The sequence below is a fragment of the Rhizobium sp. NXC24 genome (assembly GCF_002944315.1).
GTDB lineage: Bacteria > Pseudomonadota > Alphaproteobacteria > Rhizobiales > Rhizobiaceae > Rhizobium.
This window is the reverse complement of record NZ_CP024311.1, coordinates 2,545,069-2,558,525: the sequence shown is the minus strand read 5'-3', so window position 1 is coordinate 2,558,525 and position 13,457 is coordinate 2,545,069. Positions and strand designations below refer to the sequence as shown.

Here is a 13,457-nt window from a genome sequence, read left to right as displayed (position 1 = left end):
TTCGTGCTCACCGCCATCTTGCCGGAGACCGACAATGCCAGTTATCACATTTGCAAATACGAAGGGTGGCGCAGGGAAGACGACGGCGGTTTTGCTGTTGTCCACGGAACTGGCGCGACGCGGTTATCGCGTTACCATTCTTGACGCTGATCCGCAGCACTGGATTTCGCACTGGTATGAAATCTCCAGCCGTGTTCCCAATATTTCCGTCATCGATTTCGTGACGAGCGCGTCCCTGCCGATACATCTTTCCGAGAACAGTGCGACGGATTACTTCATCCTGGATCTGCCGGGTGCCCGCACGCCGCTGTTGGCAACGGCGCTCGGTCTCTCCGATCATGTGCTCATTCCGATCCAAGGCTGTGCGATGGATGCGCGGGGCGGCGCGCAGGTGCTGGAGCTACTGCAATATATGGAACAGAAAGCCGGCATTCACATCAATCATTCGGTCGTTCTGACCCGCGTGAATTCGATGGTGACGACCAGAGCGCTGCAGGTGGTGAAAGCGTTGTTGTCTCAGCGCAGTGTCACGGTTTTAGAAACGCCGATCATCGAACGCTCCGCTTTCCGCGATATCTTCGATTGCGGCGGCACGCTCTATACCATGGATCCGAACCGGGTCAGCAATCTCGACAAGGCTCAGGAAAATGCCCGCGCCTTCGCCGAGGAAATGATGCGGCTCTTGCCGGCGCGGCTGACGGCTTCGGCCCGCAGCGCTGTTCATGAGGCGATCCGCACCGCGGCCTAGCAAGCTTTCACAATAAAAAGGCCGCCGGATGGCTCATCCGGCGGCCTTATCATTTGCTCAAATGCGATCAATCGACGAATTCGACGACTACGCCGGGCTTGACCATCTTGGCAAGTTCGGTCGCATCCCAGTTGGTCAGGCGCACGCAGCCGTGGCTCTGCGACTTACCAATCTTGGAAGGGTCCGGGGTGCCGTGAATGCCGTAGGTCGGTTTCGATAGCGCCATCCAAACAAGACCGACCGGGCCATTCGGGCCGGGCGGAATGTCGAGGATCTTGTCGTTGGCGCCCTGCTTGAAGTTGATCTTCGGATTGTACGTGTAGCCCGGATTGAAAGCGACGCGCTCGACCGTGACCGTGCCGGAGGGCGACGGCGTGTCGGTCGAGCCAATGCTGGCGGGGTAGGCGGCAATCAGAGCGCCGCTGGCGTCATAGGCGAAAACCTGCTTGCGGCCCTTGTCGGCCAGAATCTTGGCAACGGTGCCGGTCTTGCCCGGGCCGGTGTTGACCACTTTGATCGTGGTGCCGGGGACCGTGAAATCGACGCCGGGATTGAGTTCCTTCAGATAGCCTTCATCCATATGGAAACGTTCGGCCAGCATTTCCGTGGTCGAGGTATAGCCGAGCGACGGCATCTGTGCCTTCTCGGCATAGTCTTCAGGGATCGATGCGACATAGGGGCCAGCGGCATCGGCAGGCGTGATCGTATAGTTGATGATCGGCATGCCGCCCGATAAGCGCAGTTGTTCGAGGATCGAATCCGTGTCGTTCGGGTTCAGCGTCTGACCAGTCATCTGCTGGTAGGCGTAGACCGCCTTGGTGACATTGGCGCCCATGCGGCCATCGATCGCGCCCGGCGAAATGCCCTGGCGAGAGAGGAAGACCTCCAGCGCGGTGATCTCCACCTTCGACTTGCCCTTCAGCGTGATGACGGGCTCAGCAGGCGGCTTGCGTTCGATAGCAGGTGCCTGTTCCTGCGGATCGATCGACGCGTAGTCGGCGCCATTCGGATTCTGTGTGGCTTGTCCGCCCGGCAGCGATTGATTGTCGAGCGGCTCGCTCTGGATTTCGCCGTCGCGCGGAATGCCGCTGGTGACGACACCGCGATCCTGCTGATCATAGCCATTGTCGACATAGCCACCATCATCGCCGCGATACTGGCGATAGTCGCGGTAGCCGCCATTGTTGGAAAGCTGCGTGTCGCCATATCGGTTGCCGTCGCCATAGCCATCGTCATTGTAGGCGTCGCGGCGAGGCGCGCGGGGGTAATAAGTGCTGGCGCGCATCTCGGTAGCGACGACGTTGCCGTAGCGATCGATCAGCACGCGATGGCCGCGCCCGTCGCGGGCGACGGTTACGCTGCCTTGGTTCGGATATTGATCAAGGATTCGTCCGTCAGGGGTCACAAGAACCACGTCGTTCCCGCCGTGATAATATTGTGCCTGCGCATTGTTCAGCGCGAGGGCAGAGGTCGCGGCAGTCAGAGCCAAAGTAAGGCTGAATTTCAGGAACCGGTTCACGTCTGTCGAATCCTCGGGTGATGGCTGAGCCGACACACACATGGCAATTTTGACGCCAGTGTGGAATTTAAGATTATCATGCTGAATAAAAGATAAAAATTTGTGTGATCAAGGCGTCAAGTTAACGTTCGGTAAGACAAACCACCACTAAATCTGGATTTGTCCCATTTTGGAGCCATTTTTGATGGGATGGCCGGGGAGCCGCTAGGGAGGATTGCAGGAGATGATGGATTTCGCCGCAGCCAAGGGACCGAAGCTGACGCTGGATGAGAACTCCGTGCTGGACATCGGCGCCTGCATCGTCGACGGCAACAATCTTGCGCCCGGCCGCGCCATTCCGGATGATGGCGACCCGCGCATCGATCATTCGCTGGAGGGCTTTCTCTTTACCTGCGGTCCGGATCATATCCGCCATCCGGAGCCAATGTCTGACGCTTTCGAGGGCAAGCGCTATCCGCTGCACGGCTCTGTCTCCTCGCATCCCGCCAAGATCCTATGGACCCGATCCGAGAACGGCAATGCGGAGTGCCGCGCCGATATCGATATCGTCACCGCCGAACGCCGCACGGCACGGCTGGAGCGTCATTGGCGCATCGACGGCGCGACCGGCGAGGTTTCGCTTAACGACCGTGTCGTCAACACCAGCATCGAGGCGATGCCGGTCTTCCTGATGTATCACATGAATATTGGTGGCAAATGGTTCGATGACGGCGTGCGCCTCTCTGGCCAGATGCTGGAGAACGGCGGTTTCCCATGGACCTTCGGCGAGGAAAAGGGCGGTCTTTTCTGCGTGCCGGCGACGGCGAAGGGCGAGGATTGGTCCGAAGTGTGCCTCGGGCCGATCGCCGCCATTGGCGGCAAATCGCTGCGGGTTCGATTCGGCACGGATACGCTGCCGTTCCTGCAGGTCTGGCGCAACCAGCGCGCGCCGGCGCACGTCCTCGGAATCGAGCCCGTTTCGCATCGCCTGGCATCGCGCGGCGAGCTGGAGGAGGCGGGTGAATTCAATATTCTTCAGCCCGGGGAAGCCAGGAGTTTCGCACTCAACTTTGCCTTCGTCTGAAGGGCTTGAGCGGTTGACGCTTGCCCTATGGCGGCGTAGACCATGGCCCTCGGTTTCACAGAGGAAATGAACCATGGATATCCGCCCGATCGATGACGAATACTCGGTTTCCGGCCAGATCACCCTGGAGGATCTCGATCAGATCAAGGCCATGGGTTTCAACTCAATCGTCTGCCATCGTCCGGACAATGAGAGCCCGGATCAGACGCCGTTTTCTGTCATTGAAGCCCGCGCCAAGGAGCTTGGCCTTGAAATCGCGCATGTGCCCGTTGGGCCGATGGGTGTAACCGAAGAAGCCGTGCAGGGCATGGTCGACGCGCTCGACGAATTCCCGCGGCCGATGCTCGGCTATTGCCGTTCCGGCGCGCGCTCGACCGCGATCTATCAGAAGACGCATCATATCCGCGGCTGAGCGACTACCGCCAAACACGCAAGAGATTGAGGGCGCTGCCGATGGGTGGCGCCCGGTTTGTTACCCGTCACTGAACAACATCAGGAGAGAAGCATGAGCATCAAGCGTATCGACGCCGGAGCCCGCATGAGCGGCGCTGTTATTCACGGCAACACCGTTTACCTCGCCGGCCAGGTTGGTGAAGGCGAAAGCGTCACGGATCAGTGCAAGTCGGCGCTGGCCGAAGTCGACCGCCTGCTGGCCGCCGCCGGAAGCAACAAGTCGAAGATTCTGCAGACGATCATCTACCTCTCCGACATCGCCTATTTCGCCGAAATGAACGCCGCCTGGGAAGCCTGGGTCGATCCGGCAAACACGCCAGCCCGCGCCACCAGCGAAGCTAAGCTCGCTGCGCCGAAATACAAGGTCGAGTTCATCGTCACCGCTGCGATCGACTGATCTGAGCTTCGATGCATTTTTGAAAAGCCGGTGAGTTCGCACTCATCGGCTTTTCGATTGCGAAATTTCCGTCAGGGTCCGTGAGGGCGTGATGGCCTCGGGATCGAGGACGATTTCGATGATCGCCGGCCTGCCGCTGGCGCGGGCGCGTTCAAAGGCTGGGCCGAATTCCTCGGTAGTCTTCACCGTTTCGCCATGGCCGCCGTAGGCGCGGGCAAAGGCTGCGAAATCCGGATTGTTCAATGCTGTAGCGCTGACGCGGCCGGGATATTCCCGCTCCTGGTGCATGCGGATGGTGCCATACATGCCGTTGTTGATGACCAGCGCAATCAAAGGCAGATGATATTGCACGGCGGTTGCGAATTCCTGTCCGTGCATCATGAAGCAGCCGTCACCTGCAAAGCAGATCACCTCGCGCTCAGGAAAGAGCTGCTTGGCGGCAACCGCGGCCGGCAAGCCATAACCCATCGAGCCCGAAGTCGGGGCCGCCTGAGTGTTGAAGCGGCGAAAACGATGGAAGCGGTGCAGCCAGGTGGCGTAATTGCCGGCACCATTGGTGAAGACCGTATCGGGCGCGGTATTGGCCTCGATCCAATCCATGATCCGGCCCATATGCACGGCACCAGGGCTCTTTTCCGGCGTTTTCGACCAGGCGAGATAGGCCGCGTGCATGCGCTCCGTCCGCTCTGCCCAACGCGGTTCCGCCGGTGCTTCGAGATCGGCGATTGCCACCACGAAGTCGGCGGGGCTTGCGCAGATCGCCAGATCCGGACGATAGACCCGGCCGAGCTCCGACGGATCGGGATGGATGTGGACGAGTTGTTGGTGCGGGTAGGGGATATCGACCAGTGTGTAGCCGGACGATGGCATCTCGGAAAGGCGTCCGCCGAGAAGGATCAGCAGGTCGGCTTCCTTGATCTCCTTCGCCAGCGCGGGGTTGATACCGATACCGACATCGCCGGCATAATTCGGATGCAGATGATCGAACAGCATTTGCCGACGGAAGGAGCAGCCGACGGGCAGCTTGAAGCGTTCGGCGAAGCTCCGGAGGTTAGCGACCGCGTCCTCGTCCCAGCGCGTGCCGCCGAGGATAACCATTGGCCGTTCCGCTGCGATCAGGCGCAAATGGAGATCATCGATCTGGCTGCGGCCGGGATGGGCAGCGACCGGCATGTAGCGCTTGGCATGTGGGGCTTCGACCTCGTCGCGCAGCATGTCCTCGGGTAGTGTCAGCACGACGGGGCCGGGCCGGCCCGAAGTGGCCACCGCGAAGGCGCGGGTGACGAATTCCGGAATGCGGGCGGCATCGTCGATCTCGCCGACCCATTTGGCGAATTCGGTGAAGGCGCGGCGGAACTCCACCTCCTGGAAGGCCTCGCGCTCGCGGGCATCGCGCTGTACCTGGCCGATGAAGAGGATTAGCGGGATCGAATCCTGTCGGGCAATATGCAGGCCGGCCGAGGCATTGGTCGCCCCCGGCCCGCGGGTGACCATGCAGATGCCGGGCTCACCCGTCAGCCGACCCCAGGCGTCCGCCATCATCGCCGCGCCGCCCTCCTGGCGGCAGACCAGCACATCGATGTCGCTGTCATGCAGCGCATCGAGCACGGCCAGAAAGCTTTCGCCGGGAACGCAGGAGATGCGCTGCACGCCATTTGCCTTGAGGGCTTCGACGATAAGCTGGCCGCCGGTGCGTTTCATGGTTTCGCCCTTCCTTCCAGTTCCGCCAATTCGGCGAGAACCTCCTCCTGATGTTCACCAAGGCGCGGGCTTGGCCGCGTATAGGTCAGCGGCGTTTCCGACAAGACGACCGGCGTCCGTACGCTCGGGATGACGGTGCCTGCGGCATCCTCGAGGTCGATCCGCAGGCCGCGAGCCTCAATCTGCGGGTCGGCGAACATGTCTTCGATCGTATTGATCGCGCCGGCCGGCACGGCATTGTCCTCGCAGGCTTTCAGCAGATCCGCCTTTTTCCAGGAAAGCGTTTTCGCCGAGATGAAAGCGCGGACGTCGTGGCGATGGGCGACGCGCGCCTTGTTGGTTGCGTAGCGCTCATCATTTGCCTGCTCGTCGATGCCGAGAATCGTGCAGAGGCGGCGGAACTGCCCGTCATTGCCGACAGCAAGGATCAGGTAGCCATCGGCCGTCGGCACGACCTCATAGGGCGAGATATTGGGATGCGCATTGCCAAGGCGAGTGGGAGCCTTGCCGGAGATCAGGTAGTTCATGTTCTGATTGGCAAGCACGGCGGATTGCACGTCGAGCAGCGCCATGTCGACAAGCTGACCTTCGCCGGTCTTCAGCGCATGGATGAGGGCTGCTTCGATCGCGGAGACGGCATAGATTCCGGTAAAGATATCGGCGATCGCGACACCCGCCTTCATCGGCTGCCCATCTGGCTCGCCGGTAATCGACATGAAGCCGGACATGCCCTGGACGATATAGTCATAGCCTGCGAGACCGGCATAGGGACCGGTCTGGCCGAAGCCGGTGATCGAGCAATAGACCAGTTTTGGATTGATCTTCCGCAGGCTCCCGTAGTCGAGTCCATATTTGACGAGGCCGCCCAGCTTGAAATTCTCGATCAGCACATCGGCGGTTATGACCAGCCGCCGAACAAGGGCCTGGCCCTCTTCGGTCTTCAGATCAGCGACAACGGAACGTTTGCCGCGATTGGCGGAGTGGTAATAGGCGGCGGACAGGTTTTTCCCATCCTTGCCTTCGACGAAAGGCGGACCCCATTGGCGCGTATCGTCGCCTCCATCCGGGTTCTCGACCTTAATGACATCGGCGCCGAGATCGGCCAGCATCTGCCCTGCCCAGGGGCCGGCAAGAACGCGGGCGAGTTCGATGACACGAATGCCGGAAAGGGGTGGTTTCTTGGTTTTATTATCGGTCATATCGGTCCCGATGGGCGGCTACGGCACGAAAGTGTTCTCAGATGTATCGGATACCGGCCCGGAAGCAAAGCGCCGCTCGCGCCAGAGAATATGGAGGCTTCGGTTGATGCAAACGGGGCAGGGAACCGCCGGTGGCATTTATTCAAACATTCCTTTGGGAATCAGTCCTTTGCCGTCACTTGCTGACACCAGTCGGCAAAATCCGAAATGGTTGTGGCCGCACCGATCTCGTTCAGAGTCTCATGCCGCATGTCCTGATAGATGGTCATGGTGGTATGCGAGAAGCCGGCCTTTTTCAAATGATCTGACAGCCAGGAAATTGCTTTTCCATTGTTCGTCGCCGGGTCATGCCTGCCGCCGATAAGATGGATCGGCATGTCGCGCCGAAGCCGATCGAGGTGATCCCTTTGTGGTGCACGGAAGGTCAGTTCGAAAATATCCAGCCACAGCGACACCGAGGCATCGAAGCCGCAGAGCGGGTCGGCAATGTACTTATCCACCTCTTCGGGAATACGGGATAGCCAATCGAATTCGGTGCGGCGGTTGGCGATCGATTGGCCCCAGGCGCCGAAGGTCAGCTTCGGCAACAGCCCGCTCGGGACATCGGACCCCTTCAGCATGCGTTCTGCCTTCAGGATGATCTGCGCCGCGCGCCCGGCGAGACCAGGGTTGAAATTCGAGTTCCAAACGGTGACGGCATCGAACTTGTCGGGATGCGTCACGGCTACGTTGAGGCTGATCAGCCCGCCCATGGAGTGGCCGAAGAGAATGATCGGCAGGCCGGGATGGGCGGTTGCGGCAAGCTCGCGCATCGCCAGCACATCGGCAATGACCGCATCGACACCATTGCGCCTTGCGAAGCGGCCGAGTGGCGCATCGACAGCTTTTGTCTCGCCGTGGCCGCGATGATCGTGAGCATAGACATGAAAGCCGCGCGCTGCCATCGCTGCGGCGAAGCGTTCATAGCGACGGGAATGTTCGGCAAGACCGTGGCTGACGAGAAGCATGCCACGCGCGGCGCCATCTGCCGGCGCATGATGATAGGCGAGCGTCGCGCCCGTCGGACTATCCAAATGCCTCGTTTCGGCAAACATCATGCGTGTTTCCTCCCCATGTGGGACGAAAGGTCATCGCCGGCGGGATTGCAATGGACGGCGAGGGAAGCTCACAGAAATAAATCTTCGTGGTTTTTGCGATTCAGGGTTGCGTGCGGCAAATCAAACTGCTTATTTGTTCTCATATTGTTCTATTTTGGAGGTATGAAATGAAGCCTTGGCTTCAAAGGTTTGCAGTTGCGGTTCTGACTGCGGTGGTGATGGCGACGAGTGCCGTGGCTGAGGAGAATAGCCATGGACGGACGCGCTTTATTCTGGCGGCGAGTTGGGAACCCGCGTTCTGCGCGACGAACCAAAAGAAGGCGGAATGCCGAAATCAATCAGCGAATAATTTTGACGCCAAGAACTTTTCACTACACGGCCTCTGGCCGATGCGGCAGGAATATTGCGACGTTTCCGATGATCTGAAGCAGTCCGATCGCGGCCGGGACTGGAAAGACCTGCCGGCTGTTCAACTCTCGGCGGAAACCAAGGCCGCGCTGGACAAAGTCATGCCCGGCACGCAATCCGGTCTGGAGCGGCATGAGTGGATCAAACACGGCAGTTGCACCAAGCTCAGCGCCGATGATTATTTCGGGACTGCGGTGGGGTTGATCAATGAACTCAATGCGTCCGCTGTGCGCGATCTTTTCGCGCAGAATATCGGCAAGACGCTCGATGCCGAAACCATCAAGGCTGCTTTCGACAAAAGTTTTGGCGAGGGCGCCAGTGGCCGCGTGAAGATGAGCTGCCGCCAAGTCGGCAAGGTGCGGGTGATCTCGGAACTGACGATCGGCTTGTCGGAAGACGCTATTCAGCCGTCGGAAGGAAACGAGCCGCGACTCGAGCAATTGATCCAGGGCGCCGGCAGCACATCGTTCGGCTGCGATCAGGGCGTGGTGGACGCAGCGGGTTTCTGACACCCAGCAGGCGGCTCGGCGCGATAAATGCCCTCGGACAAGGTTTCTCCGTTGCCCGAGGGCGGGGTTTCGCCTACATAGCGGCACAATTCGCAATGTATCCGCCCGTGGAGTAACCCAAGCTATGGCACGTCAGTTCATCTATCATATGGCCGGTCTAAATAAGGCCTATGGCGCCAAGAAGATCCTCGAAAATATTCATCTCTCTTTTTATCCCGACGCCAAGATCGGCATTCTCGGCCCGAACGGTGCCGGTAAGTCGACCGTGCTGCGCATCATGGCCGGCCTCGACAAGGAATATACTGGCGAAGCCTGGTTGGCCGAAGGCGCCACTATCGGCTACCTGGCGCAGGAGCCTCAGCTCGATCCCAACAAGACGGTGTTCGAAAACGTCATGGAAGGCGTTGCCAAGAAAACCGAAATCCTCAATCGCTACAACGAATTGATGATGAACTATTCCGACGAGACGGCGGACGAGGGCGCCAAACTCCAGGATATCATCGACAGCCAGAATCTCTGGGATCTGGAAAGCCAGGTCGAGATGGCGATGGAAGCATTGTGCTGCCCGCCGCGCGATGCCGAAGTCACCAGCCTTTCCGGCGGTGAGCGCCGCCGTATCGCGCTTTGCCGCTTGCTTCTCTCGCAGCCGGACCTGCTGCTGCTCGACGAACCGACCAACCATCTCGACGCCGAGACCATCGCCTGGCTGGAAAAGCACCTGCGCGACTATCCGGGTGCCGTGATGATGATCACCCACGACCGTTACTTCCTCGACAATGTTACCGGCTGGATTCTCGAACTCGACCGCGGTCGTGGCATTCCCTACGAAGGCAATTATTCCGCTTATCTGCAGGCCAAAGCCAAGCGCATGCTGCAGGAAGCCCGGGAAGAAGCTGGCCGTCAGAAGGCAATCAGCCGCGAACAGGAATGGATCGCCTCCAGCCCCAAGGCCCGTCAAGCCAAGTCCAAGGCGCGTATCAACGCTTACGAACAGCTAGTCGATGCTGCCGAAAATCAGCGCCCCGGTGATGCGCAGATCATCATTCCGGTCAGCGAGCGTCTCGGCCAGGTGGTGATCGAGATGGAGGGCATCACCAAGGGCTTCGAAGGTCGCACGCTGGTCAACGATCTGTCGATCAAGCTGCCGCCGGGCGGCATCGTCGGCATCATCGGCCCGAACGGCGCCGGCAAGACGACCCTGTTCAAGATGATTACCGGGCAGGAAAAGCCGGATTCCGGCTCGATCCGCATCGGCGAGACAGTGCATCTCAGCTATGTCGACCAGAGCCGCGACGCGCTTGACGGCAATAAGACCGTATGGGAGGAAATCTCCGGCGGCGCCGAAATCATCAAGCTCGGCAAGTTCGACATGAACTCGCGCGCCTATTGCGGTGCCTTCAACTTCAAGGGCGGCGACCAGCAGCAGAAGGTCGGCAATCTCTCCGGCGGTCAGCGCAACCGCGTTCACTTGGCCAAGATGCTGAAGGCTGGCGGCAACGTGCTTCTGCTCGACGAACCGACCAACGACCTCGATACGGAAACGCTGGGGGCGCTGGAAAGCGCGCTCGAAAACTTCGCTGGCTGCGCCATCATCATCAGCCATGATCGCATGTTCCTCGACCGCCTGGCCACGCATATTCTGGCCTTTGAAGGCGAAGGCCATGTTGAATGGTTCGAAGGCAATTTCGAAGATTACGAGCAAGACAAGATCCGCCGCCTCGGCCCCGATGCTCTCAATCCGGGCAGCCAGGCGCACAAGCGCCTGACACGATAAGTTTGCTGTCTTTCTGTCATGGAGAGCCCCGGCAAGTCCGGGGTTTTTCTTTGCCGTAGGTCAGGAAGCGCATATTCCCCGGTCGACAAAACCTAACAGATTTCCGACGTCGAATTCTCCCAGCCAGCAATTGGGTCTTGCAGATCGAATGCAAATCACATAAAGATATCTTTATATCTTGATTGGGTGCTGGATGACGGATCTCGTGAAATTCGGTTTGGATGATCTGGTGGACATACTGAAGGCGGCCGGCGAGCCGACGCGGTTACGTCTGCTGGCGCTTCTTGCGGCTGGCGATCTCACCGTGACGGATCTTACCGAAATTCTCGGCCAGTCGCAGCCCCGCATTTCCCGCCATCTGAAGCTGCTCGGCGAGGCCGGCCTGATCGACCGCTATCAGGAGGGTGCCTGGGCCTATTTCCGTCTGAAGCAGGAAGGCAAGGCGGTCGTCCTCGTGCGCACGCTTCTCCGCCACACGGCTGAAAACGATCCGGTGTTGCTGCGGGATGGCGAGCGGCTTTCTGCCGTCAAGCGTGTCCGTGCGGAACGGGCACAGGCCTATTTCAGCCGCAACGCTGCGGAATGGGACGAGCTTCGCCGACTGCATGTGGCCGACGAGGATGTCGACAAGGCGCTGATCGACTTGATTGGTCCGCAGCAGATCGACTCTTTCCTGGATCTAGGCACCGGCACGGGCCGTATGCTGCAATTGTTGGCGGGTCATTATCGCCGCGCGGTCGGCATCGACGCCAGCCGTGACATGTTGGCCGTGGCGCGCGCCAATCTCGACCGCTCAAACATCACCGCCGCTTCCGTGCGGCATGGCGACATTTTCAACCTGCCGCTCGAGGCGCAGGATTTCGACCTGATTACCATCCATCAGGTGCTGCATTTCCTCGACCAGCCGGAGATTGCCATTAACGAGGCGGCGCGAATGCTCAGGCCCGGCGGCCGGCTGGTGATCATCGATCTTGCGCCGCACGGGCTGGAATATCTACGCGACGAACATGCGCATCTGAGACTCGGTTTCTCGCATCAGACCATATCGGAATGGTTGAAAATGGCAGGGCTTGATGTCGAACAGGTGCAGGACCTTCATTCGGGGAAGGAAGGCGGTCAAGCGCTGACGGTCACGATCTGGCTGGCGCGCGACCCGCGGCTGCTGATCGCCGCCGGGCAGGATCGCCAATCGTCCCCCATTCTTGCCGGGAGAGCTTGATATGCCTTCAAAGACTGAAAACGGCCAGCGTGGCATTCGTATTTCCTTCGAATTCTTCCCGCCGAAATCGGACGAAGCCGAGACGCAATTGTGGAACACGGTGGCTGATCTGGCCGAATGGGACGCGGATTTTGTCTCGGTTACCTATGGCGCGGGTGGTTCGACCAAGGCGCCGACATTGTCTGCCGTGCGTCGGATGATCCACGAGACGCCGTTCTCGACTGCTTCGCATCTGACCTGCGTGGGGGCAACGCGCGAGGAAACGCATCGTGTCATCGACGATTTGCTCGCCGCCGGCACCCGCCGTTTCGTGGCGTTGCGTGGCGACCCGCCGGGCGGGGTCGGCTCCGCCTACCAGCCGCATCCGGGCGGCTACGCCAATGCGGCCGAGCTGGTATTGGCACTACGCGAGCGCGGCGATTTCGATATTTCCGTCTCCGCCTATCCGGAGAAACATCCGGAGAGCCGTGATACAGCAGCCGATATCGACATGCTGAAGCGCAAGGCCGATAACGGCGCCAACAGGGCGCTGACCCAGTTCTTCTTCGACAATGACGCGTTTGAACGTTATCACGACCGCGTCCGTGCCGCCGGTATCAAGATTCCCGTCGTGCCGGGTATCATGCCGATCCAGAACTTGACGCAATTAAAGCGGTTTGCCGGCGCCTGCGGCACCAACATTCCTTCCTGGCTGGACGAGCGTTTTGACGGCTTGGACGAGCAGGCCGACAAGCGGGCCAATGTCGCTGCGGATGTCGCCGCGGAGCAGATCGAGGACCTGGTTCGTCGCGGCATTCATGAGTTTCATCTCTATACGATGAACCGCTCGCCGCTGGTCTCGGCCGTTCTTGAGCGATTGGGCATACAGCGCAGGGCAGATGCGCGTGCCGGCGCCGCCGCCTGACAAGATCTGGGGTGTGAACATGAAAAAGCGCATGTCGGTTTCCGGCATGCGCTTTTTAAATGGAATAGGTGTTTTGTTCGCTTTCAGGAGTTCGGTTTCCTGCACTGTCGCTATTTCGTCAGATGAAAAGCATCGTCAAAACGAATAGGAACGCTGCACTGACCACTAGGACGTTGATGGATCGCGTCAATCCCATGTCTTCCTCCTTAGTCAACTGTTAGAGCCTATGTCAAAAATGTGTCGCTTGGAAAGCGAATTCGATGCTGCGACGCGGTAGGTTGCGCAGGTTTTGAATCGAGATATCGTGGCAAGTGATTGTTTTTAATGCGAAAACTATAAAGGTGTGGCGTTCACGAAATTTAATGCATCGTTAATTTAGCTGTGAACAAGATTAAGGCGGATGTCTTTTGCTGAGGCATGAATCGGTTAATCTGGGATATTCGCCGGCAGTGGAAAGGGTGGGTGA

At 59.4% G+C, this 13,457-nt stretch carries 12 protein-coding genes; 8 read left to right on the top strand and 4 right to left on the bottom strand.

Annotation, left to right across the window (positions count from 1 at the left end):
• Positions 1-34 precede the first annotated feature (34 nt).
• Complete coding sequence (locus NXC24_RS12585; protein WP_104823595.1) at positions 35-748, top strand: ParA family protein; 714 nt, start codon at positions 35-37, stop codon at positions 746-748.
• A gap of 67 nt (positions 749-815) precedes the next feature.
• Here NXC24_RS12585 and NXC24_RS12580 read toward each other — a convergent pair whose 3' ends face one another.
• Positions 816-2,267 (bottom strand): L,D-transpeptidase, encoded by a 1,452-nt coding sequence (locus NXC24_RS12580; protein WP_245463852.1) that lies wholly within the window; start codon positions 2,265-2,267, stop codon positions 816-818.
• Between the two features lie 223 nt (positions 2,268-2,490).
• On the opposite strand from NXC24_RS12580, the gene NXC24_RS12575 reads away from it, so the two are divergent.
• From NXC24_RS12575 to NXC24_RS12565, 3 genes are all read left to right on the top strand, one after another.
• Positions 2,491-3,330 carry a DUF4432 family protein gene (locus tag NXC24_RS12575; RefSeq protein ID WP_104823593.1) on the top strand — a complete coding sequence of 280 codons (840 nt, stop codon included), beginning with the start codon at positions 2,491-2,493 and terminating at the stop codon, positions 3,328-3,330.
• Positions 3,331-3,403: 73 nt separating this feature from the next.
• Positions 3,404-3,742 carry a TIGR01244 family sulfur transferase gene (locus NXC24_RS12570; RefSeq protein WP_028752425.1) on the top strand — a complete coding sequence of 113 codons (339 nt, stop codon included), beginning with the start codon at positions 3,404-3,406 and terminating at the stop codon, positions 3,740-3,742.
• 93 nt (positions 3,743-3,835) lie between these two features.
• Entirely contained in the window at positions 3,836-4,180 is a 345-nt protein-coding gene (locus tag NXC24_RS12565; RefSeq protein WP_104823592.1) for a RidA family protein, read from the top strand.
• Positions 4,181-4,222: 42 nt separating this feature from the next.
• Here NXC24_RS12565 and NXC24_RS12560 read toward each other — a convergent pair whose 3' ends face one another.
• The 3 genes from NXC24_RS12560 to NXC24_RS12550 all read right to left on the bottom strand — a co-directional run bounded on the left by NXC24_RS12560 (position 4,223) and on the right by NXC24_RS12550 (position 8,174).
• Positions 4,223-5,881: a thiamine pyrophosphate-binding protein gene (locus NXC24_RS12560; protein WP_104823591.1), complete on the bottom strand. Its 1,659-nt coding sequence runs from the start codon at positions 5,879-5,881 to the stop codon at positions 4,223-4,225.
• Positions 5,878-7,080 (bottom strand): CaiB/BaiF CoA-transferase family protein, encoded by a 1,203-nt coding sequence (locus NXC24_RS12555; protein ID WP_104823590.1) that lies wholly within the window; start codon positions 7,078-7,080, stop codon positions 5,878-5,880. The genes NXC24_RS12560 and NXC24_RS12555 overlap by 4 nt, the downstream gene beginning before the upstream one ends.
• A 161-nt stretch (positions 7,081-7,241) precedes the next feature.
• Complete coding sequence (locus NXC24_RS12550) at positions 7,242-8,174, bottom strand: alpha/beta hydrolase (RefSeq protein ID WP_104825142.1); 933 nt, start codon at positions 8,172-8,174, stop codon at positions 7,242-7,244.
• A gap of 170 nt (positions 8,175-8,344) precedes the next feature.
• Here NXC24_RS12550 and NXC24_RS12545 point away from each other — a divergent pair, with 170 nt between their 5' ends.
• From NXC24_RS12545 to metF, 4 genes are all read left to right on the top strand, one after another.
• Entirely contained in the window at positions 8,345-9,094 is a 750-nt protein-coding gene (locus NXC24_RS12545) for a ribonuclease (RefSeq protein WP_104823589.1), read from the top strand.
• Positions 9,095-9,218: 124 nt separating this feature from the next.
• On the top strand, positions 9,219-10,868 hold the full coding sequence (ettA, locus tag NXC24_RS12540) for an energy-dependent translational throttle protein EttA (protein WP_104823588.1): 1,650 nt from the start codon (positions 9,219-9,221) through the stop codon (positions 10,866-10,868).
• Positions 10,869-11,061: 193 nt separating this feature from the next.
• The gene (locus NXC24_RS12535) at positions 11,062-12,087 is read left to right on the top strand and encodes a metalloregulator ArsR/SmtB family transcription factor (protein ID WP_104823587.1); all 1,026 of its coding nucleotides are present in this window, start codon (positions 11,062-11,064) and stop codon (positions 12,085-12,087) included.
• A gap of 1 nt (position 12,088) precedes the next feature.
• Positions 12,089-12,991: a methylenetetrahydrofolate reductase [NAD(P)H] gene (gene metF, locus NXC24_RS12530; RefSeq protein ID WP_104823586.1), complete on the top strand. Its 903-nt coding sequence runs from the start codon at positions 12,089-12,091 to the stop codon at positions 12,989-12,991.
• The last annotated feature ends 466 nt before the right edge of the window (positions 12,992-13,457 follow it).

Coding starts and splice junctions, on each gene's coding strand:
- NXC24_RS12585 (WP_104823595.1), top strand. CDS start 35: ATGCCAGTTATCACATTTGCAAATACGAAGGGTGGCGCAGGGAAGACG.
- NXC24_RS12565 (WP_104823592.1), top strand. CDS start 3,836: ATGAGCATCAAGCGTATCGACGCCGGAGCCCGCATGAGCGGCGCTGTT.
- NXC24_RS12550 (WP_104825142.1), bottom strand. CDS start 8,174: ATGTTTGCCGAAACGAGGCATTTGGATAGTCCGACGGGCGCGACGCTC.
- NXC24_RS12555 (WP_104823590.1), bottom strand. CDS start 7,080: ATGACCGATAATAAAACCAAGAAACCACCCCTTTCCGGCATTCGTGTC.
- NXC24_RS12570 (WP_028752425.1), top strand. CDS start 3,404: ATGGATATCCGCCCGATCGATGACGAATACTCGGTTTCCGGCCAGATC.
- NXC24_RS12575 (WP_104823593.1), top strand. CDS start 2,491: ATGATGGATTTCGCCGCAGCCAAGGGACCGAAGCTGACGCTGGATGAG.
- NXC24_RS12545 (WP_104823589.1), top strand. CDS start 8,345: ATGAAGCCTTGGCTTCAAAGGTTTGCAGTTGCGGTTCTGACTGCGGTG.
- NXC24_RS12560 (WP_104823591.1), bottom strand. CDS start 5,881: ATGAAACGCACCGGCGGCCAGCTTATCGTCGAAGCCCTCAAGGCAAAT.
- metF (WP_104823586.1), top strand. CDS start 12,089: ATGCCTTCAAAGACTGAAAACGGCCAGCGTGGCATTCGTATTTCCTTC.
- NXC24_RS12535 (WP_104823587.1), top strand. CDS start 11,062: ATGACGGATCTCGTGAAATTCGGTTTGGATGATCTGGTGGACATACTG.
- ettA (WP_104823588.1), top strand. CDS start 9,219: ATGGCACGTCAGTTCATCTATCATATGGCCGGTCTAAATAAGGCCTAT.